Annotated in this window: 14 protein-coding genes and 1 pseudogene; 7 read left to right on the plus strand and 8 right to left on the minus strand. The window is 73.9% G+C overall.

The window, feature by feature from the left end; genetic code table 11:
* Nucleotides 1–58: 58 nt before the first annotated feature.
* Nucleotides 59–1,102 carry a glycosyltransferase family 2 protein gene (locus APR03_RS17550; RefSeq protein WP_253837657.1) on the plus strand — a complete coding sequence of 348 codons (1,044 nt, stop codon included), beginning with the start codon at nt 59–61 and terminating at the stop codon, nt 1,100–1,102.
* A 51-nt stretch (nt 1,103–1,153) separates the two neighbouring features.
* Here APR03_RS17550 and APR03_RS17555 read toward each other — a convergent pair whose 3' ends face one another.
* Together APR03_RS17555 and APR03_RS17560 are read right to left on the minus strand one after the other, a co-directional pair.
* On the minus strand, nt 1,154–2,383 hold the full coding sequence (locus APR03_RS17555; RefSeq protein WP_253837659.1) for a DUF6716 putative glycosyltransferase: 1,230 nt from the start codon (nt 2,381–2,383) through the stop codon (nt 1,154–1,156).
* Entirely contained in the window at nt 2,380–3,480 is a 1,101-nt protein-coding gene (locus APR03_RS17560) for a hypothetical protein (RefSeq protein WP_253837661.1), read from the minus strand. Before APR03_RS17560 ends, APR03_RS17555 begins: the two co-directional genes overlap by 4 nt.
* 324 nt (nt 3,481–3,804) lie before the next feature.
* On the opposite strand from APR03_RS17560, the gene APR03_RS17565 reads away from it, so the two are divergent.
* Nucleotides 3,805–4,803 carry an ABC transporter permease gene (locus APR03_RS17565; RefSeq protein ID WP_253837663.1) on the plus strand — a complete coding sequence of 333 codons (999 nt, stop codon included), beginning with the start codon at nt 3,805–3,807 and terminating at the stop codon, nt 4,801–4,803.
* Nucleotides 4,796–5,707: an ABC transporter ATP-binding protein gene (locus APR03_RS17570; protein WP_253837664.1), complete on the plus strand. Its 912-nt coding sequence runs from the start codon at nt 4,796–4,798 to the stop codon at nt 5,705–5,707. The genes APR03_RS17565 and APR03_RS17570 overlap by 8 nt, the downstream gene beginning before the upstream one ends.
* Nucleotides 5,708–5,793: 86 nt before the next feature.
* Here the strand turns inward: APR03_RS17570 and APR03_RS17575 are convergent, their stop codons facing one another.
* The 3 genes from APR03_RS17575 to APR03_RS17585 are packed head-to-tail and all read right to left on the minus strand — an operon-like array spanning nt 5,794 to nt 9,502.
* Entirely contained in the window at nt 5,794–7,179 is a 1,386-nt protein-coding gene (locus APR03_RS17575) for a hypothetical protein (protein ID WP_253837666.1), read from the minus strand.
* Between the two features lie 41 nt (nt 7,180–7,220).
* Nucleotides 7,221–8,504, minus strand: a complete 1,284-nt coding sequence (gene cysC / locus APR03_RS17580; RefSeq protein WP_253837668.1) for an adenylyl-sulfate kinase — start codon at nt 8,502–8,504, stop codon at nt 7,221–7,223.
* Nucleotides 8,501–9,502: a sulfite exporter TauE/SafE family protein gene (locus APR03_RS17585; RefSeq protein ID WP_253837670.1), complete on the minus strand. Its 1,002-nt coding sequence runs from the start codon at nt 9,500–9,502 to the stop codon at nt 8,501–8,503. The genes cysC and APR03_RS17585 overlap by 4 nt, the downstream gene beginning before the upstream one ends.
* A gap of 274 nt (nt 9,503–9,776) precedes the next feature.
* On the opposite strand from APR03_RS17585, the gene APR03_RS17590 reads away from it, so the two are divergent.
* The 4 genes and pseudogenes from APR03_RS17590 to APR03_RS17605 all read left to right on the plus strand — a co-directional run bounded on the left by APR03_RS17590 (nt 9,777) and on the right by APR03_RS17605 (nt 15,172).
* Nucleotides 9,777–10,652, plus strand: coding sequence for a 3'(2'),5'-bisphosphate nucleotidase CysQ (locus tag APR03_RS17590; protein ID WP_253837672.1), 876 nt, complete (start codon nt 9,777–9,779; stop codon nt 10,650–10,652).
* A 60-nt stretch (nt 10,653–10,712) separates the two neighbouring features.
* Nucleotides 10,713–11,559, plus strand: a pseudogene (gene cysD, locus APR03_RS17595) (sulfate adenylyltransferase subunit CysD).
* A complete protein-coding gene (gene cysN / locus APR03_RS17600) occupies nt 11,559–12,872 on the plus strand; it encodes a sulfate adenylyltransferase subunit CysN (RefSeq protein WP_253837673.1) in 1,314 nt (437 codons plus the stop codon). Before cysD ends, cysN begins: the two are co-directional and overlap by 1 nt.
* 89 nt (nt 12,873–12,961) lie before the next feature.
* Nucleotides 12,962–15,172 (plus strand): acyltransferase family protein, encoded by a 2,211-nt coding sequence (locus APR03_RS17605; protein ID WP_253837674.1) that lies wholly within the window; start codon nt 12,962–12,964, stop codon nt 15,170–15,172.
* 74 nt (nt 15,173–15,246) lie between these two features.
* Here APR03_RS17605 and APR03_RS17610 read toward each other — a convergent pair whose 3' ends face one another.
* The 3 genes from APR03_RS17610 to APR03_RS25320 all read right to left on the minus strand — a co-directional run bounded on the left by APR03_RS17610 (nt 15,247) and on the right by APR03_RS25320 (nt 20,424).
* A complete protein-coding gene (locus APR03_RS17610) occupies nt 15,247–16,743 on the minus strand; it encodes a S8 family peptidase (RefSeq protein ID WP_253837675.1) in 1,497 nt (498 codons plus the stop codon).
* A 115-nt stretch (nt 16,744–16,858) separates the two neighbouring features.
* Nucleotides 16,859–18,103, minus strand: coding sequence for an acyltransferase family protein (locus tag APR03_RS17615; protein ID WP_253837676.1), 1,245 nt, complete (start codon nt 18,101–18,103; stop codon nt 16,859–16,861).
* Between the two features lie 44 nt (nt 18,104–18,147).
* Nucleotides 18,148–20,424: an acyltransferase family protein gene (locus tag APR03_RS25320; protein WP_253837677.1), complete on the minus strand. Its 2,277-nt coding sequence runs from the start codon at nt 20,422–20,424 to the stop codon at nt 18,148–18,150.
* Nucleotides 20,425–20,459 lie beyond the last annotated feature (35 nt).

Consider the following 20,459-nt stretch of genomic DNA (forward strand, 5'->3'; position numbering starts at 1 on the left):
GCAGAAGGCGGGCACCCGTACGCCGGGTGCCCGCCTTCGCCGTACGGAGAGGAATGCTGTGAGCGAGCAGCACGAGCCGTCCCACCTGCCGCGGGCGACCGTGGTCGCCGTCGTGCGCGACGAGGAGCCGTACCTCGAGGCCATGGTGCGTTCGGTCCTGGGCCAGGACTACCCGCACCCGCTGCACCTGGTGCTGTCCGTGGGGCCGTCGAAGGACCGCACCCGCGAGATCGCCGACAAGCTCGCGGTCGAGACCGGCCGCGTCACGGTCGTGGACAACCCGACCGGGTCGAAGCCGATCGGCCTGAACTCCGGCCTGGCCCTCATGCCCGAGGGCCACTCGATCTTCGTCCGCGTGGACGGCCACACCGTGGTGGAGCCCACGTACGTACGCCGCGCGGTGGAGGCCCTGCTGGCCTCCGGGGCGGACGGCGTGGGCGGGCAGATGCTGCCTGTCGGTGACACCCCCACGCAGCGGGCCGTGGCCCGCGCGATGAGCCACCCCGCCGGCCTGGGCGCGGCGTCGTTCCACACCGGCGGCGAGGCGGGCCCCGCTGAGACCGTCTACCTCGGTACGTTCCGGCGCGAGGCGCTGGAGCGGGTGGGCGGCTACTCGCCCGTCTACGTGCGCGCCCAGGACTGGGAGCTGTGCCTCCGCCTGCGCACGAGCGGCAGCCTGCTGTGGTTCGACCCGTCGCTGGTGGTGGACTACAAGCCGCGGCGCACCCTGCGCGAGGTGGCCAAGCAGTTCTGGCGCACCGGCATGTGGCGCCGCGAGGTGATCCGCAACAACCCCGACACCGCCAGCGTGCGCTACCTCGCGCCGCCGACCGTCGTGGTGGTGCTCGGCGTCTCGGTGGCCGCCGCCGTCGCCGGGGGGATCGCGGGCCTGCCGTGGCTGCTCGGCCTCGGCCTGGTGGCGCCCGTGGGCTACGTGCTCGGGGTGTGCGCCGCGTCGGTGCACGCCGCCACGCGCCGCCCGCGGCTCGACCTGGCGTCGGCGGTCCGCCTCCCGGCCACGATCGCCGTCATGCACATGGCGTGGGGCGCGGGGTTCCTGCGCGGCCTCACGGAGCGCGTCCGCGTCGACGACGGCTCCTGACAGCGGGTGCCGGGACGTACAGGTCGCGCGCGACCTGTACGTCCCGGCACGTCAGGTGGGGGTGCCCGTGACCTTGTCCAGGGCGCGCTTCACCGGGCGGCCGGTCGCCAGGATGGCGCCGTAGACCGAGGCGGGCAGGATCGACTGCGCCACGACCTTCGCGTGCCGGCGGGCCGACCACGGCTCGACGTCGGGCAGCGGCGTCAGGTCGCCCGAGGCGCGCAGCGCGGCGAGCTCGGCCACGATGCCGGGCAGCTCGGACTCGGTGGCGTGCAGGTAGTTCTCGTCGAGCCACTCCGGGTCCGGGACCGGTCCGTTCTCGCGGAACGCCCGGCCCGTGTCCGCCAGGGAGACCATGCAGCCGCTGCCCGCGAAGGGCTCGTTGAGCAGCGTGGCGTCCACGCCGAAGTCGTCGACGAGGGCCGTCGGCAGGTGCAGGGCCAGCGACTCCAGGGCTGCCGTCGAGCTGACGGTCACCAGGGCCGTGCCGGGCTGCAGCCACTCGGCCATCGGGCCGTCCACGAACCGCACCGCGTCGCTGCGGTGGCCCAGGCGCTCGTGCTCCGCGTCCCACAGCTCGTCGTAGGGGTGCAGCTCGTTGTGCGTCTGCCGCTCGCCCTTGCGGGCCCGCAGCTTCACGATCACCTCGAAGCCCTCGGTCGACAGGCGCGCGAGGCCGTCCAGCAGCCGCACGCGATCGTCGCGGCCCTCCGGCACCTTCGCCTGCGCGGCGAAGACGACGCGCTCGGTGGGCCGGGACGGGATGGCGGTGAGCCGCTCCAGGAACGGCAAATGCCCCAGCACGATGCGCGGCTGTGCCTCCTGGGCCGCGAACGCGTCCCGGTAGGCCGCGATCTCGCGGCGGCTGTGCACGATGAACGCGTCGCACCAGCGGCGCCAGGCCGTGCCCCGGGGCGTGGCGGGCAGGGCCATGCCCGGCAGGCCCGTCACCAGGGCGGGCCGGTTCGCGGGGTCGGCCCGCACGACGATGCGCGCCACCATCTCGGCCACGGGCCCCGTGGCGGCCACGAGGACGACGTCGGGCCGCGTCTCGCGGACGTGCTCCTTGAGCTCGCGCAGGCTCAGCACCGGCGGCCGCACCACGGACGACCCGGCCACGGCGGCCGCGATCTGGTTCGTCGTGGGGATGATCGGGGTGCGGACCAGGACCGCCGAGCGCGCCAGCCCCTCGTCCTCGGGTGCGCCGATGCGGTCGAGCGTGGCGCAGGCCCACTTGAGGTACGAGTCGCTGTCCGCGACGGCGAGCACGCGGATGGTCATCCGTGGTCCTCCGGGTTGTTCTGGTCGGTGACGGGGCGGGTGGCGCCGTGCGGCGTGGGCTCGGACCGGTGCAGCGCGGCCGCGTCCGCGGCGAGGCGGAGCACGCCCGAGAGGTGCGCGCGCAGGCCGGGCGTGGCGCGGGACGTCCACCAGTCGTCCGCGACGGCCTGCGGGATCACCGCCACACCGCGTGGGCTGAGGATCGAGGTGAGCAGCACGGCCGCCGTCGACGGCAGGCTGACGACCCGTTGCGGGGCCGTCATGCCGCGCAAGCGTAGCTCCACCGGCGCCTGCGCCGAGTCGACCGTGACGCCGGGCAGGGCACCGAGGCGGGCCAGCAGCCGGGGCGTCTGGCGGCGGTGCGGCAGGTAGCGCAGCGGGCCCTGGGCGGCCAGGCCACCCACCCACGTCACGTAGGCGTCGGCGTCCACGAGCCCGTCCGCGGGGAGCGCGGAGCCGATCACCACGGTGGGCTCGGTCGGGGCGTCGCCCACGGGGGCGCCCGCGAGCCACGCGAAGTCGTTGCGCACGACGGCGAAGCCCTGGGCCGAGAGCTGCGCGCGGATCGCGGGCTCCAGGGGGAGCGCGGTGAAGAGCGTGACGCGGCCGTCGGCGGCCAGGCGGCGCAGCCGGCGGGCGGCCGCGGCGCCGAGCTGCCGGCGCGGGCCGCCGGTCTCGGCGCGCATCCGGACCAGCGGCTCGCTGGCGGCCAGCCGGCGGGCCAGGTCCAGGGTGGCGAGCCCGTCGTCGACCAGCACCACGCGCTCCACGCCGCACCGCAGCAGGGCGGTGGCCTGGAAGAGCCCGGAGAAGGCGTCGCCCACGAGCCAGACGGGGTCGCGCGCGGACAGTGCGGCGCGGCGTCCGGCGAGGTCGGTCTCCAGGTCGTCCGGCAGCCCGAAGCCGCGTACGGCCTCCAGGGCGGTGTCCAGCGCGGGCACGTCGTCGCGCACGTGGATCCGGGTCGGGGCGCCACCGAGCCCCGCGGCGTGGGCCTCGACGGTGCACAGGAGCTGGAGCGGGGACTCCACCAGTGCGCCGGCGGGCCGCGCCGGCCGGACAGGCAGGTCGGCCGGGTCGGGGCGGGCGGTCAGCACGCCGTGCAGTCTCTCACGCGCCCGCGCGCGCGGCGCACCCCCGCTGCGGAGGAGGCCCGCCGCGTGCCCGGCGCAGGTGCCGGGGGCCGTGTGCGGCGCGTGAGACAGCCGTGCGACACGCGTGCGGAACATGTGCGCGCCTTCGGCCCGCCCGGTCCGGCATGCCGTCGGAACGAGCCCCTCACCTGCGGGAAGGCGGCTGGAGGGTTTTCCGACACATGCAGTAGGGTTTCGCCGCGGACCGATACGATCCCTGGTCCGACTAGGATTTGAGGTGGCCGTGCGCTCCCGGCCACACCACAGAGACAGGAATCCCTGCGCATCGTGAGCAATCCGACTACCGACGTGGCTGCGCCCAAGTCGCCGCCCGCGAAGGGTGGCAAGAAGCAGCCCCCGCCGCCGATCGTGCCGAGCACGACGTCGGCGGAGCGGCTCGCGCTCGCCCAGAAGTACGGCCTCAAGCCCCTGAACGTCCGCCCGGCGCTGGGCGAGTACATCCGGGACGTCGCACGGCGCTGGCCGTTCATCCGGGTGATGGCGTCGTCCACCGCCTACGCGAAGAACCAGAACAACTACCTGGGACAGCTCTGGGCGGTCCTCAACCCCATCCTGAACGCCGCCGTGTACGTGCTGATCTTCGGCATCATCCTGGGCGTGAGCCGCGGCGTCGAGAACACCGTCGCGTTCATCGTGATCGGCGTGTTCATGTTCCGCTTCGTCGAGGCGTCCGTCACGGGCGGCGCCAAGTCGATCAGCGGCAAGTCGCAGCTGCTGCGCTCCCTGCACTTCCCGCGCGCCGTGCTGCCCATCTCGTCGGTGCTCTCGCAGCTCGCCACGCTGATCCCCGCGATCCTGGTGATGTGCGTGATCGTGCTGCTCAGCGGGTTCATGGCGGACTACTCACCCGAGCGGGTCACGTGGTGGTGGCTCCTGCTGCCCGCCGCGGTCGCCCTGCTGTGCCTGTTCAACATGGGCGTCGCGTTCATCATGGCCCGGCTCGTGGCCACCACGCCGGACCTCGACAACGTGATCAGCTTCGTGATGCGCCTGGTGATGTACGCGTCCGGCGTCATCTTCCCGGTCACGAACTACGTCCACCAGGACCTCGACCTGGGCGGCTGGCGGCAGACCGCCGTCGAGCTGCTCTTCGACTACCAGCCGGTCTCCGTGTACCTGTACCTGGTGCGCTCCACGCTGATGAGCGAGGAGACCATCCAGCCCGACGGCACGATGTGGATCATGGGCGGCGTCTGGGCGGTGCTGTTCTTCGTGATCGGCTTCATCGTCTTCTGGCGCGCCGAGGAGAGGTACGGACGTGACTGAGGCCGAGGCACACATGGACTTCGACCTCGAGCTGGAGCCCGAGGACCTGGACGAGGAGGCGCCCGAGGCCAAGCTCGGCGACCCGTGCCTCGTCGTCGACGACCTGCACATCGTCTACCGCGTGATCGGCGCCCGGGGCAAGAAGGCCGCCGGCGGCGCCCACATCACCGAGGTGAACGAGAAGCAGTCGTTCGTCCGTCGCCTGATCAGCTCGGGCCGGCAGCACGTCGGCGCCGTCAGCGAGGTGCACGCCGTGCGTGGCATCTCCTTCACGGTGCGGCACGGCGAGTCGGTCGGCATCGTCGGCGTCAACGGCTCCGGCAAGAGCACGCTGCTGCGGGCCATCGCGGGCCTCATGCCCGCGAAGTCGGGCAGCGTGCACGTGTCGGGCGAGCCGTCGCTGCTGGGCGTGAACGCCGCGCTGATGCCGCAGCTCTCGGGCGAGCGCAACATCATGATCGGCGGCCTCGCGCTGGGCCTCACGCCCAAGCAGGTCGAGGAGCGGTTCGACGACGTCGTGGAGTTCGCCGGCATCGGCGACTTCGTCTACATGCCGATGCGCACGTACTCGTCGGGCATGGGCGCGCGTCTGCGCTTCGCCATCTCGTCGTCGGCGCAGCCGGACATCCTGATGATCGACGAGGCGCTGGCCACCGGCGACGCGGCCTTCAAGGCCAAGTCGAAGGCGCGCATCGAGCAGGTGCGCGAGAACGCGGGCACCGTGTTCCTCGTGAGCCACTCGATCTCCACGATCGAGGCCATGTGCAACCGCGTGCTGTGGATCCACCAGGGGCAGCTCGTCATGGACGGCCCCACGCACGTGGTCACCGAGGAGTACAAGGAGTTCGTCCGCGCGCAGCGCCCCGCGGGCAAGGGTCCCGGGAAGGGCCCCGGCAAGGGCTGAGCGGGACCGCCACGCGCGAGGGCCCGGTGACCGACGTCGGTCACCGGGCCCTCGCGCGTTCGCCGGTCGGGCCGGGCGTCGGCCGGTCAGGCCGGCTCGACCGCCTGGACGCCCTCGACGGCCTGGATCAGCGAGCCGTGCTCGGCCTCGAAGCGGGCCGTGTACTCCTCGTACAGGCGCTGGTCGACGGCGTTCGCGGTGCGCAGCCGGACGATCGACGCCGGCTCCTCGACCCGCTCGGTGGGCTGGCCCGACTTGCCCTGGTGCCCGACGCGCTCCGCGACGGGCACGCCCACGCCCGCCACGGCCGCGAGGTGGCTGGCCGCGAGGTGCTTCATCGTGCCGACCAGGTGGAACTGCTCGTCGAGGGTCTCCCGGCACAGGCGCTCGAGGTCGCGCTCGCTCAGGTCTGCCGTCGCCTCGAGCCAGTACATGTCCTCCTCGGTGGCGATCGGCCGGTAGGCGCCGGGCCCGCGGTACCTCGTGGCGTACCGCGCCCGGATCTCCGGGTGCGTCGTCACGAGCTGCCGCGACAGCATGTTGGTCAGCCCGTTCTCCACCGTGTAGGCGATGTGCTCGTCGAACGTCGGCGAGTCGTCGCGCGTGCCGATGATGTGCTCCGACGCCTGTCGCTTGAAGTACCCGGAGCGGATCTGCGACACCGGGTCGCGCAGCACCGTGAAGTAGGACAGGCGCCGGCCCGGCAGCGTGAAGCCGAACGGGTGGTGCTGGTGCACCATCTGGAACGGGGCGAGGTCCGCGGCGGAGTACTGCAGGGCACGCTCGACCTGGAGCTCCCCGAACCGCCGGTTGATCTCGATCATCCGCGCCCAGGGGATGGTCCGCTTGAGCGAGACGATCATGCTGGTGCCGCCGGAGAACGGCAGGTGGAAGAAGACGGGCAGCACCTCCGGGTCCACCGGGCGGCGCAGGGCCCGGAACTCGTCGGCCCGCGCGTCGGTGCCCCAGGCGCTGATGAACCGCTCCTCCAGGTCGGGGAACGCCTCGACGAGCGACGTCATCCGCTCCCGGGCCTCGTCCTCGCGGCCCAGGGCCCAGAGCGCCGTGGTGACGACGGCCTCGGCGAACGCCGGCGGGCCGCCGCGCACCCGCCGGCGAGGGATCGCCGCGGCGTCCTCGAACCGGCCCGCCTCCGCGAGCATCACGGGCAGCCACGCGCCGGAGGCCTCGTCGCCGAACTCCTTCCAGAGGGTCGCGACGGCGCCGAGCGACACGCCCGCCCAGTCGTGCGTGCGGTTGCGCACCGCCAGGCCCCGCACCTCCTCGACGGCCTCCACCGAGGGACGGGAGCCGCGGGCGTTCGACACGAGCAGGTCGGTGAGCTTGGTCTGCAGCTCGTCGATGCCGGTCCGGTAGGCGGTGACGGGCCCGAACTGGCCGCGGAACCGGGCGCCGATGCCCTTGCCCTCGCCGTACCCGCGCCGCCGCTCGGCCGTGCTCTGGTCATTCATCTGCTGCTTCCTCACATGCGTCGGTGCTGCTTCGGTGCTGGTCACGGGTGTCCTGGTCGTCCCAGGTCCTCCTCGCCGAGCCGCGCCGCCAGGGCGGTGCGGACGGTGCGGACGGCCTCCTCGACCGGCACGTGCGACGTGTCGACGACGACGTCGGCGTCGGCCGGCTCCTCGTACGGTGACGAGATCCCGGTGAAGTCGGGGATCTCGCCCGCCCGCGCGCGGGCGTACAGGCCCTTGCGGTCGCGCGCCTCGCACACCTCCAGGGGCGTGCTCACGTGCACGAGCAGGTAGTGCGCCCCCGCGGCCTCGGCCAGCTCCCGCACGCGCGCCCGGCCCGAGGCGAACGGCGCGATGGGGGCGGCGACGGCGATACCGCCGTGCTCGGCCACGAGCGCCGCGACGTAGCCGATGCGCTCGACGTTCAGCTCGCGGGACGCCCGGTCGAAGCCGAGACCCTTGGACAGGTGGTGGCGCACGGCGTCGCCGTCGAGCAGCGTGGTCCGCAGGCCGTCGTCGTCCAGCTCGGCGGCCAGTGCCCGGGCCACCGTCGACTTGCCCGAGCCCGACAGGCCCGTGAAGAAGACGACCGCGCCCCGGCGGTGGGCGCTGCGGGTCGCACGGTTCACCTCGGCGGCCGAGGCGGGCGGGTACAGGGCCGCCACCGCCTCCTCGCGCACGCGGGCCAGGCCCGCGACGGCGTCGGCGGTCGCGGGGGAGCGGCGCGCGGCGAGCGGCTCGGCCCGGCGTGCGCCGTAGGCGCCCGCGACGTCGGCGAGAGACACCGCCGTCCGGTCGGCGCCCGGCCAGGGCACGGCGACCGTGACCACGCGCGCGCCCGTGCGGTCGGCGAGGTCGCCGGCCAGCGCCTGCGCGGCGCGGACGAGGCCCGCGGCACCCACGGCGCCCGGCTCCGGCGCCCGGCGCGCGACCGGGACGAGCAGCAGCACCGTGCCACCACCCGGCCCGGTGGCCAGGGCCGCCGCCGTCTCCACGTCCTCGCGGGTGGGCGGCTCGGTGACGAGCAGGCCGACCTCGTCCGCCCCGGCGCCGAGGTCCGTGCGCACGTCCCGGGCCGGGCGGCGGACGGCGTCGTCCCACTGCGGGCCGATCGCCGCGGCGAGCGGCTTGAGCGGCTCGACCGCGGCCGACGGGCCGCTCGTGAGGCGGGCGAGCGGGGTGTTCTCGGCGTCGGTCAGCACGACCTCGGGCGGCACGCCGGGCAGGGCCGCCGCGAGGTCCGCGGGGGCCAGCGCGCCGCCGAGGGCGAGCTCGAGGAGGTCCAGCTCGTCGTCGGTCAGGACGCGGGCGGGGGTGTCGGTCATCGGTGCGGGCTCGATTCTGCGGGGGCCTGGTCGTCGGCCTGGCTCGTCGTGGAGTCGTGGCCGGGATCGCTGGTGGAGTCGCGCTTCGAGTGTGCCCCCGGCGCCTGGGTACCGCCGGAGAAGCGGCGCCGCACCCAGAACCACACCAGGTTGCCGACCACGAGCGCGGTGCCGGCGGCGCCGAGCACCACGGGCAGGCTCGCGCCGAGCAGCTTCAGCGCCGAGGCGAGCAGCAGGATCGCGAGGGCCCGGCGGATGATGCCGCCCGGCGCGCGCGAGGACACGTGGGCGCCGAACCAGGCGCCGGGGATCGCGCCGACCAGGAGAGACGTGGTCAGCCCGAGCGAGAAGTCGCCGTACAGGAGGTGCCCGAGCGAGGCCGCCGCGACGAGGGGCACGGCCTGCACGAGGTCGGTGCCCACGAGCTGCGAGGCCTTCAGGGCCGGGTACAGCAGCAGGAGCACCACGATGATGATCGACCCGGCGCCCACCGACGTCATGCCCACCAGGAGCCCGGCGGCCGCGCCGAGGAGCGCCGTCGGGACCGGGCGCACCACGAGCTCGGGCGCCGACGGCCGGGCGGGTCCCTCGCCGAGCGCGGAGCGGCTGCGGACCATCTGGAGCACGGCGCGCACCACGAGGCCGGCCGACGCCAGCAGCAGGGCGCAGCCCAGCACGGTCTTGAGGGCGGCGTCGAGCGACTCCCCGAAGGGCAGGTACTGGATGATCAGCGCGCCCGAGAAGGCGGCGGGTACGGAGCCGACGCACAGCCACAGCACGAGGCGCAGGTTGACGGTCTTGCGGCGCAGGTGCACGAAGGCGCCGGCCGGCTTCATGAACAGGCTGGCCACGACGTCGCTGGAGACCGCGACGAGCGGGTCCACACGGAACACGAAGATGAGCATCGGCGTCATCAGGGCGCCGCCACCCATGCCGGTGAGCCCCACGATGAAGCCGACCACCAGGCCGCCGAGGATCAGGGCGGGGTCAATGGTCACGAATGCTGTCCCTGTCGGTCGCGGCGTCGCCGGGTCCAATCCCGACTACTCCGGTCGGTTTTATGGCCCATGATGTGCGTAGGTTGCCGATCAGCACTGAACGGCCTCCCTGGCAGTGGATCGCATGCACGAATGGTAGCCTCGGCGCGTTCGCCGGGGTTCCACCCGGCTGCCGCCCGGACGGGCCGGCCACCCGACGCGGGCCAGGGCAGTCCGCACGGGCGCTCGACGTTCCCGTACGTCTCAGCAGACGTTCCCGCAGACCTGGAGACCGATGGACTCGCCCTCTCCCACGCTCCCTCCGGCGTCGCTCGACGACGCCGCCCTCGCCCACGCGCTCGCTGCCGGAGCCGCCGAGGTGCTCCTCGCGCTCCGGGCCGAGGTCGACGCCGCGGGCGGCACGTTCGTCGCCCCCGAGCTCAAGGACGCCGGGGACGCCGCGGCGCAGGCCTGGCTCGCCGCCGCGCTCGCCGCCGCCCGCCCCGCGGACGCCGTGCTCTCGGAGGAGGCCGCCGACGACCGGGGCCGGCTCGACGCCGCCCGGGTCTGGATCATCGACCCCCTCGACGGCACCCGCGAGTTCGCGGAGCGCCCGGAGGCGGACTCCCCGGCCGGGGTGTGGCGGGACGACTTCGCCGTCCACGTCGCGCTCTGGGAGCGGGGGGCCGGCCTCACCGCCGGAGCCGTCGCGCTCCCGGCCCGCGGCCAGGTCCCGACCACCGCGGACGGCGTCGTGCCCGACGACGACAGTGCGGCCGTGCTCGAGGGGCGGCGCCCGCTGCGCATCGCCGCGAGCCGCAGCCGTCCGCCGGCGTTCGTGTCCGCGCTGGCCGAGCGCGGCGACGTGGAGCTCGTGCCGATGGGCTCGGCGGGCGTCAAGGTGCTCGCGGTGGCCGACGGTACAGTGGATGCCTACGTCCACGGGGGCGGCCAGTACGAGTGGGACTCCGCGGCCCCTGTCGCCGTCGCCAGGTCCCGCGGGCTCGTCTGCACCCGTCTGGACGGATCGGAGCTCGAGTACAACCGGGAGAACCCCTGGCTCCCCGACCTGTTCGTATGCCCCCCGGCACTGGCTCCGCGCCTGCGTGAGCTGCTCGGCACCGTCGGTGTCGCGTCCGTGGTCGGGGCAGATAGCAAGGAAGGTGCTTGAGGAGTGAAGAGCCACGTCCTGAGCCAGCTGCGCAGCCTGGAGGCCGAGAGCATCCACATCATGCGCGAGGTGGTCGCGGAGATGCAGCGGCCCTGCCTGCTGTTCTCCGGCGGCAAGGACTCCATCGTGATGCTGCACCTCGCCGTGAAGGCGTTCGCGCCCGCGCGCGTGCCGTTCCCGATCATGCACGTCGACACCGGCCTGAACTTCCGGACCGTGCTCGACTGCCGGGACCGCTGGGTGGAGCGCACGGGCGTCCAGCTCGTCGTCGCCTCCGTCCAGGAGGGGATCGACCGCGGCCTCGTGCAGGAGGAGCCCAACGGTTCCCGCAACCGGATCCAGACCCCGGTGCTGCTGGAGGCCGCCGAGAAGCACGGCTTCGACGCGCTGTTCGGCGGCGGGCGCCGTGACGAGGAGAAGGCCCGCGCCAAGGAGCGCGTGTTCTCCTTCCGCGACGACTTCGGCCAGTGGGACCCCCAAGAACCAGCGTCCGGAGATCTGGAACCTCTACAACGGCCGCGTCCACCAGGGCGAGTCCATCCGGGTGTTCCCGCTGTCCAACTGGACCGAGCTGGACATCTGGTCCTACATCGAGGCCGAGGACATCGACCTGCCGGACCTCTACCTCGCCAAGGAGCGCGAGGTCGTGGAGCGCGGCGGCATGCTCTACGAGGTCAACGACTTCACCCCGCTCAAGGACGGCGAGAGCGCGCAGGTCCTCTCCACGCGCTACCGCACCGTCGGCGACGCGAACCTCACCGCCTGCGTCGAGTCCACGGCGAGCACGCTGCACGACGTCGTCGAGGAGGTCGCCGCCGTGCGCCTCACGGAGCGCGGTGCCACGCGCGGCGACGACCGGGTCAGCGAGGCCGCCATGGAGGACCGCAAGAAGGAAGGCTACTTCTGATGACGACGACTCTTCCCGACGCCGCCGGGACCCACCACGAGGTCGTCAGCGGCGACCTGCTGCGCTTCGCCACGGCGGGCTCGGTCGACGACGGCAAGTCGACGCTGATCGGCCGCCTGCTGTTCGACAGCAAGTCGATCTTCGCCGACCAGCTCGAGTCGGTGGAGCAGGTCAGCAAGGACCGCGGCAACGACTACGCGGACCTCTCGCTCCTGACGGACGGCCTGCGCGCCGAGCGGGAGCAGGGCATCACCATCGACGTGGCCTACCGCTACTTCGCGACGCCCAAGCGCAAGTTCATCATCGCGGACACCCCGGGCCACATCCAGTACACGCGGAACATGGTCACGGGCGCCTCGACGGCGGACGTCGCGCTCATCCTCGTGGACGCGCGCAAGGGCGTCGTCGAGCAGTCGCGCCGGCACACGTTCCTGGCGACGCTGCTGGGCGTGCCCCACGTCGTCGTCTGCGTGAACAAGATGGACCTGGTCGACTACGACGAGGCCGTGTTCGAGAACATCCGCAAGGAGTTCACGGAGTTCGCGAGCCGGCTGCGCGTGCCCGACCTGACCTTCATCCCCGTGTCCGCCCTGGCGGGCGACAACGTGGTCACGCGCTCCGAGAACATGCAGTGGTTCGACGGCTCGCCGCTGCTCAGCCACCTGGAGCGGCTGCACGTGGCCTCCGACCGCAACCTGGTCGACGTGCGGTTCCCGGTGCAGTACGTGATCCGGCCGCAGCAGAACGACGCGCGCGACTACCGCGGCTACGCGGGCACCGTGGCGTCCGGGGTCATGAAGCCGGGCGACCGGGTGCTGGCCCTGCCCGCGGGCCTGGAGACCACCATCGCGTCCATCGACACGGCGGACGGCCCGGTCGACGAGGCCTTCCCGCCGATGTCCGTGACGGTGCGCCTGGCGGACGAGATCGACATCTCGCGCGGCGACATGATCTGCCGCCCGAACAACGCCCCGACGGTGACGCAGGACGTCGACGCCCAGATCTGCTGGATGGACGAGTCCGCCTCGCTGGTGCAGGGCAAGAAGTACGCGATCAAGCACACCACCCGGTGGGCGCGCGCGATGGTGAAGAACATCAACTACCGCGTCGACGTGAACACGCTGCACCGCGACGAGGACGCCACGGAGATCAAGCTCAACGAGATCGCCCGCATCCGCCTGCGCGTCACCCAGCCGCTGTTCGTGGACCCGTACCAGGCCAACCGGCAGACCGGCGCCTTCATCCTCGTGGACGAGGCCACCAACAAGACGGTCGCCGCGGGCATGATCGGCGGGACGGCGCACCAGTACTGACCGCCGCGCCGCCGCGCCGGAAGGCCGCCGACCCTCGGTCGGCGGCCTTCCGGCGCCCCAGCACGTAGATCCATCCGGAGGTTTCCCAGGTGAGCGTCGTCTCCAACCCGCCCCGGTCCGCGCCCGGACCGGGGTCCCCGGGCACGCCGCAGGACGCGCGGCCCGTTCCGGACGACGCCGCCCGCCCGCCCGCGCACGCCGCGCCGCGCGGGCGCTCGGGGCACATCCCCGAGCTGCACGGCCTGCGCGGGCTCGCGCTCGCCCTCGTGGTGGCGTTCCACCTCTTCGGCAACGGCCGCGTCTCGGGCGGCGTCGACGTCTTCCTCGTGCTGTCCGGGTTCCTGGCGACCGGCTCCCTGCTGCGCCGCGCCGAGCGCCGTGAGCTGCGCCTGGGCGAGCACTACGGGCGCACGTTCGCGCGGCTCGTGCCGCCCGCGCTCCTGGTGCTCGTGGCGACGGCGGCCCTGGCCTGGTGGGTCATGCCCCGCGGCATCTGGGCGCAGACCGGCCGGGAGATCCTGGCCTCCGCCCTGTACTTCGTGAACTGGGAGATGATCTCGGGCCAGCTCGCGTACGGCGCGGCCGGGCCGCAGACCAGCCCGCTGCAGCACTTCTGGTCGATGTCGGTCCAGGGCCAGTTCTTCCTCGCCTGGCCGGTCGTGGTCCTGGTGGTCGTCGCCCTCGCGCGCCTGGTCCGCGTCAGCGGCCGGGGGCTGCTGCTCGTGGTGGTCGCGGGGGCGAGCGTCGCGTCGTTCGTCTTCGCCCAGGAGCTGCACGCCGCCGACCAGCCGGTCGCGTACTTCCACTCGTGGGCGCGGTTCTGGGAGCTGGGGATCGGCGGCTTCCTCGCGCTGGCCCTGCCGTGGTTCCGGCTGCCCGGCGCCGTGCGCCCGCTGCTCGGCTGGGCGGGCCTGGGCCTGGTGGTCTCGAGCGGCTTCCTGCTCGACGGCGGCGCCCTGTTCCCCGGCGCGTGGGCCCTCTGGCCGGTGGGCGGCGCGCTGCTGGTGCTGCTGGGCTCCGGCGGGAGCGCGGGCTGGGGTCCGCGCGGCCTGCTCCAGCTGGCCCCGCTGCGCTTCGTGGCCGACATCTCTTACGCGCTGTACCTGTGGCACTGGCCCCTGCTCATCGCCTACCTGCACCACACCGGTCTCGAGCGGGTCGACGCGGTGGGCGCGGCGGCCATCCTGAGCACGTCGGTGCTGCTGTCGTGGCTCACCACGAAGCTGGTGGCCGACCCGGCGCAGCGGTTCCGGGAGGCGTTCGGCGGGGTGCGGGCGCTCGTGGCCGCCGCCGTGTGCGTGTCGCTCGTGGCGGGCGGAGCCGTGGCGGGCGTGCGCCTGCTCGAGCGGCAGGACGCGCAGCTCCTCGCCGAGGCGGAGGCCGTGGCCGAGGCGGTCGGCGACGACGACGGCGCCTCCGACTACCCGGGCGCCCTGGCCCTGGACCCGCGGCACACCGACCCGGTCCCGGACGTGGCCGTGCAGCCCGCGGCCGCCGTCGCGGCGCAGGACCGGCCCGCGGTCGACGACGACGGCTGCATCCAGGACAACCACGAGACGCCGGGGGCCGACGCCCCGCTGCTCTGCACGCTGAGCGACGCGCCGGACCCGCGGCGCGTGGTGGTCATGGTGGGCGACTCGCACACGATCCAGTGGGCGCCCGCGATGACGGAGATCGGCGCGGACGAGGGCTGGCGGGTGCTGCTCCTGGCCCGGCGCGGCTGCCGGCTCCAGGTGCCGCCCGCCGGCGAGCAGGCCGACCTGACGGACATGTGCTGGAGCTGGCGGGCCAACGCGATGAAGCTGCTCCGGCAGCTGCGGCCGGACGCCGTGATGGTGGTCGGCACCCGCACCTCGACCATCGCGCCGGGCGACAAGGTCAACCCGGCCGAGACCCGGGCCTGGAAGCGGCTCGACCGGGCGGGCATCCGGGTGGTGACGCTGCGGGACAACCCGCGGTTCGAGTTCGACATGCCGGCCTGTGTGGAGGAGCACCCGGACGGCACGGGCTGCACGCGGCCCCGCGCGGACGCCTTCTCGCCGGTCAATCCGGTGCGCCAGGCCGAGGGTGCCCCGCGGTCGGCGGCGCACCTCGACCTGACGCCGCACATCTGCGGTCCGGTGCTGTGCAAGGGCGTGGTCGGCAACGTGCTCGTCTACCGGGACGACGACCACATGACCGCCACCTACGCGACGACCCTCGCCGAACCGCTGCACGCCGCGCTGCGTGCCCGGGCCGGCTGGCTGTTCCGCGACCGCCCGCAGACCCCGCAGACCCCGCCCCTCCAGACCCACCCCTGAGCCCGCTGAGTGCGGGATCTTCGCCCTCCCGAAGCCGCGCAGAGGGCGAAGATCCCGCACTCAGCGGGTGTGGGTCAGGGGGTGACCGCCTCCAGGGCGTCGGCGATGCCCTCCCCGTAGTAGCTGTTGTTCGCCGGGGTGCCCACGCAGGCCGGACCCGAGGCGGTGGTGCACTCGTGGTCGTCGGCCTGGGTGCGGACCGCCGCCTCCAGGCGGGCCGGGCTCCACCGCGGGTGCGCGGACTTCAGCAGCGCGAGCACGCCGGCCACGTGCGGGGACGCCATCGAGGTGCCGCTCTTGAGGCCCCAGGTGCCGTCCAGCTCGGTGGACAGGATGGAGCTGCCCGGCGCCGCCACGTCGATCACGTCGAGTCCGCGGTTGGAGAACGAGCTCAGGGCGGTGGTCTGGGTCAGCGACGAGACCGTGACCACGCCGTCGAGCTCCGCGGGGATGTCCTCGCAGCCCGAGTTGATGACGCGCTGGATCGGCGTCGAGTCGTTCGGGCTGCTCGTGTCCGTGGTGTTGTTCGCCAGGTCGGTCGCGGCGTTGCCCGCGGCGGCGGCGTGCACCACGCCCCGGCGGGTCGAGAACTCGACCGCGCGGCGCACGGCCTCCTTCGCGGCACGCTGGTCGGGCTGGTCCTCGCACCAGTACATGAACGGGTCCACGTAGTACGAGTTGTTGGTGACGTCCATGTGCCGCAGGCCGGCCCAGACGAACCCGCAGACGGCGTACTCGGGGTAGATGAACCCGTCGTCGTTCACGACCTTGACCGAGGCCAGCCGGACACCCGGCGCGACGCCCACGATGCCGGTGCCGTTCCGCGCGGCGGCGATGGTGCCCGCCACGTGCGTGCCGTGGTCGGACGTCGTGGGCAGCCAGCCGGTCCGCGACAGGTCGGGCCGGCCGCCGTCCGTGCAGTTCACGGACTGCTTGGCGTCGACCTGCCCGGCGAGGTCAGGGTGCGACGCCTCGATGCCGGAGTCCAGCACGCCCACGGTGACGCGGGACGAGCCGTCGTTCACGTCGATGGCCTGGTCGGCCTTGATCATCTGCATGTCCCACTGCGTCACCTCGCCGGGGTCGTCGGCGGCGGCGCTCAGGGACGGGCCGTCGACGGTGCCGCCCACGGTGTCCTTCTTCGCCTGGCCGACCACCGCCTTGCCCCGCTGGGTGCCCGCGGGGGCGTCGGTGCCCGGGGTGCCCTCGGTGGGGGAGACCGTGCGGGTGACGCCGACCGACTCCACCACGCCGAACCGGTCGGCGGCGACCACGTCCTCGCGGAAGGAGCCGTTGGCGGAGTGCACCACGACCACGCCGATCTGCGGCCAGGTCTGCACGACGACGCCGTCGGCCCGCGTGATCGCCTTGACCGCGAGGGCCGTGTCGCGTGCGGTGGCCCGGTCGGTGTTGACCACGTAGGAGAACAGGGCCCCGTCCGGCGTGACGACGGGGACGGGGGTCGACACCGGCTCGTCCGCGGCGTTTCCGGCGACGCCGCCGAGCGCGGTCAGCGCGAGCGTCGCCGCCGTGGCGACGGCGACGGCGCGCCGGGTGTGGGAGATGCGCATGGATCACTCTCCTGGATGAAGGCAGGCCCCCGGGTGGGACCCGTAGGGCAACCTACGCGCTGTCGCGCAGATCGCCAGCCCATCCGCGCATTCGTTAACCGGGGTGAAACACGCGTCAGCGCGCACCCGTCCCGGCCGCCGCGGGCTCCCGCCCGGCCGCCGCAGGCTCCGGGGCACCCGCGGCCGGGGCCGCGGCCGCCTCGGGCGCCACGGCCGGCGTCCCGGCCGCTGCGCCGCCACCGCGGACGAGGGGCGGGTCGAGCAGCTCGAGCCGCGCGAACGCGCGCCGCAGCCCGTCCCGCAGCACGGGCGCCAGCGGCTTCTCCACGAACCGCTGGATCAGCCAGGCCATGACCAGGACCACGGCGATCGCGACACCGAGCACCACGTACCGCGGCAGCGCGTCGTGCAGCAGGTGGATGATCCACCAGCCCCAGTACTCGTGCACGAGGTAGAGCGGGTAGGTGAGCGCGCCCGCCGTCGTCAGCCAGGCTGCCGAGACGTTCCGCAGCCGCGTGAGCGTCGCGAGCCCGACCAGGGCGAACGAGCCGACGACGGCCGCCGTCGACAGCAGGTCCGGCACCGCACGCTCGGTGTTGGCGATGATGATGCCCGCGGTCTCCCGGCCCGACCAGGCGGAGCCCAGGATCACGTTCTCGGCCAGCACCAGCCAGGCGACCAGCGAGCGCCGGTCCTTCGTGAGCAGGAACAGCGCCATGCCTCCGGCGAACAGCGGGGCGTAGTCCCACACGAGCAGGTCGGCCACCAGCGTCAGCTCGGCCTGGTGCGCCATGGCGCCCAGGGCGGGCCACAGGGCGGCGAACGCGAGCACCCGCGCACCGGTGAGGCCGAGCACGAGCAGGATGCCGACCAGCACGTAGAACCGCAGCTCGACCCAGAGCGTCCAGTAGACGCCGTCGACGTGCGGCACGCCGAATGCCGTCTGCAGCATCGTGAGGTTCACGCCCGTGACGGAGAGGTCCACGTTGTCGCGGCGGTCCGGCCACAGCACGATCAGGAGGAACCCGGTGAGCAGCACCGCCACCCAGTAGGCGGGGTACAGGCGCGTGATCCGCGAGATCGCGTAGGAGCGCACGTCGCGGCCCCAGGCGGTGAGCAGGATGACGAAGCCCGAGATGACGAAGAAGAGGTCGACGCCGAAGGCGCCGAAGGCCGTCAGGTCGGACAGGCCAGGGAACACCCGGGCGGGCGGCTCGCCCCAGGAGGGGTTGCCCAGCGCCGTGTAGTGGAACAGCATCACCGCCAGGGCGGCGACGAACCGCAGTCCGTCGAGCACGCCCATCCGGGCGCGCTTCGTGCGGGGCGGGCGGGCGGCGGAGGAGTCAGTCTGGGCGGGCACGCGCGAAAACCTACCAAATCGGTATGAGAGAGCTGGATGCGATGTCACGAGACCGCGGAGCCGGTGAACAGCCACGGTGCGACCGACTCGAGCTGCACGCCGATCACCGGCGTGAGTGTACGCACGTAGGTGCTGGTCAGGTGATCGTCGTCGCGATAGACGAGCACGTTGCCCACCACCGCCGAGCACGTCACCGGACCACAGATCGCGTCGGTCAGGTCGAGGTGCACGGCCGAGGCGGGTACGCCGTCCGCCGTGGTCAGGGGTGAGACGGCGGCGAGCTGTTCCGCACGGGGGCGGCCGCAGGCGTCGGGGATGTTCTCGCTCTCCAGGCAGACGGGCACGAACCACTCGAACCGCGGGTTGTCCCGGACGGTGACCACGCGCACCCCGGCGTCGGCCAGCACGCGCCACGCCCCGGCCTGGCCGGGCAGGACGCGTTCGGGCGACCCGTCCTCGAAGGTGTGCGTACCTACCACGACGACGGCGTCGGGCCGCGCCGCTACGAGCGCGTCCAGCGCCCGCTCGTTCCACGCGGCGCACGACGGCGGGTAGGGCAGGCCGCCCTCGCCGGACGTCGCCAGCCGGCAGCCCTGCGTGAGCATCTCGCGCAGCTCCCAGCCGTGCTCGCGGGCGAGCGCCGCGAACGCCTCCTGGTACTGGAGCTCGTGCGAGGCCCCCACCAGGTAGACGACGGCGGAGGGGTGGTCCTGTCGCACGACCGCGCAGTCCAGGAGCTCGGACCGGTCGGTGTCCTGGGGGCAGGCGGCCGGCGGGCGGTCGTCGGCGGCCGCCCAGGTCGCGGGACGGAAGGGGGCCGACGGCGTGACCCCGAGCGCGGCGTCCGGCCCGAGGGCTGCCGCGCCGGGGTGGTCGGGCGACGGCACGCGCAGGCCGGCGACGTCGTGCCGCGCCGCGGCGTCGTGCGCGGCGGCCGCCGCCTGGGTGCAGCCGAGGAGGAGCAGGGCGCCGCCGGCCAGGGCCGCGGAGACCCACCGCGCGGGCGGTGCGGCGCCGGTCGGCGCGGCGGTGGCGGGCGGTGCCCCTGCGGTCGGCGGCGGGTCTGCGACCGGCGGCGACCTGCGGGCCGACGGCGCGGGCCGGCCGGTGGCACGGGCGAGCACGGGTTCGGCGACCCAGCGTGTGGTGAGCCACGCGAGCGCCGTCGAGACCAGGAGCACCCCGGCGGCGGCGAGCGGGCCGGCGTCGTCGGCTCCGGTGGCCAGGAGCCACAGCACCAGCACCGGCCAGTGCCAGAGGTACAGGGCGTACGAGACCCGCCCGCCCCACCGCAGGGGTGCGCTGCCGAGCACGCCCCGGACGGACCGGTCCGGGTGCCGCCGCGGCGAGGTCGCGTTCGAGAACGACCTGAGGGACCGATCCGGGGCCTCCGGCGCCCCGGAGGTCGTTCTCGGAGGCGATCCCGCCGGGACGGGGGACGGGAGCGGGGTGGGCAGGAGGGCCGTCAGGGTCAGGAGGGCGCCCGTGACCGGCAGGAGGGTCCAGTGGCCCGGGAAGGCGGTGGCGCCGTCGACCAGGAGGCCCGAGCCGCAGACCAGGGCGAGGCCGGCCCAGCCCAGCGCGGTGCGCAGGCGGCCGGGCAGCCGGCCGGGCAGGCCCGGGGCGAGGGCCAGGAGTGCGCCGGCCCCGAGCTCCCAGAACCGCGCGAACGTGCTGAGGTAGGCCACGGGCTGGTCCACGCCCACGAGCAGGACCGCGTGGGCGAACGACGCGACGGTCGCGGCGAGCGTCACGGCGGCGACCAGCCGGGCGGGGGCCGGGCGTCGACGGCCGACCCGGGAGCGCCGGGCGACGGCGACCAGGCTCAGCACCACGAGGGGCCACACGGCGAGGAACTGGCCCAGCACCGACAGCGACCAGAAGTGCTGCAGGGGGCTCGCGGCGGGTCCGGCGGCGCCGTAGGCGAGGGCGCCGCGGACCAGCTCCCAGTTCTCCCAGGAGGTGGCGGCGGCCCCGACCTCACGCAGCCCCGCCGACCGGCCCGCGCGGGGCGCGACCAGCAGCGCGACGGTGACCGCGCCCAGCACCACGAGCGCCGCGGGCAGGAGCCGGGCCAGCGAGCGTGCGTAGTGCACCGTCAGCCGGAGGGTGCCGTCCTCGGCGCGGCGCAGCAGCGTGCTCGTGGCGAAGTAGCCGGAGAGCACGAGGAACACGTCGACACCGCCGGAGACCCGGCCGTGGCCGAACAGGTGGAAGACGACCACCAGCAGCAGGGCGAGCCCGCGCAGCCCGTCGACGGCCGCGACCCGCCCACCGCGCACGGGTTCGCGGGGGCGGGTCGCGCCTGTCGTGGAGACCACCGGAGCAGGCTAGAGCACCGGGTACCCCGCCGAAC

Origin of the sequence: Promicromonospora thailandica (assembly GCF_024171955.1) — a bacterium.
GTDB lineage: Bacteria > Actinomycetota > Actinomycetes > Actinomycetales > Cellulomonadaceae > Promicromonospora > Promicromonospora thailandica.

What these genes read in the sequence shown, in the direction of transcription:
- APR03_RS17555 (WP_253837659.1), bottom strand. Translation starts at nt 2,383, where the DNA reads ATGACCATCCGCGTGCTCGCCGTCGCGGACAGCGACTCGTACCTCAAG.
- APR03_RS17575 (WP_253837666.1), bottom strand. Translation starts at nt 7,179, where the DNA reads ATGAATGACCAGAGCACGGCCGAGCGGCGGCGCGGGTACGGCGAGGGC.
- cysC (WP_253837668.1), bottom strand. Translation starts at nt 8,504, where the DNA reads ATGACCGACACCCCCGCCCGCGTCCTGACCGACGACGAGCTGGACCTC.
- APR03_RS17590 (WP_253837672.1), top strand. Translation starts at nt 9,777, where the DNA reads ATGGACTCGCCCTCTCCCACGCTCCCTCCGGCGTCGCTCGACGACGCC.
- cysN (WP_253837673.1), top strand. Translation starts at nt 11,559, where the DNA reads ATGACGACGACTCTTCCCGACGCCGCCGGGACCCACCACGAGGTCGTC.
- APR03_RS17610 (WP_253837675.1), bottom strand. Translation starts at nt 16,743, where the DNA reads ATGCGCATCTCCCACACCCGGCGCGCCGTCGCCGTCGCCACGGCGGCG.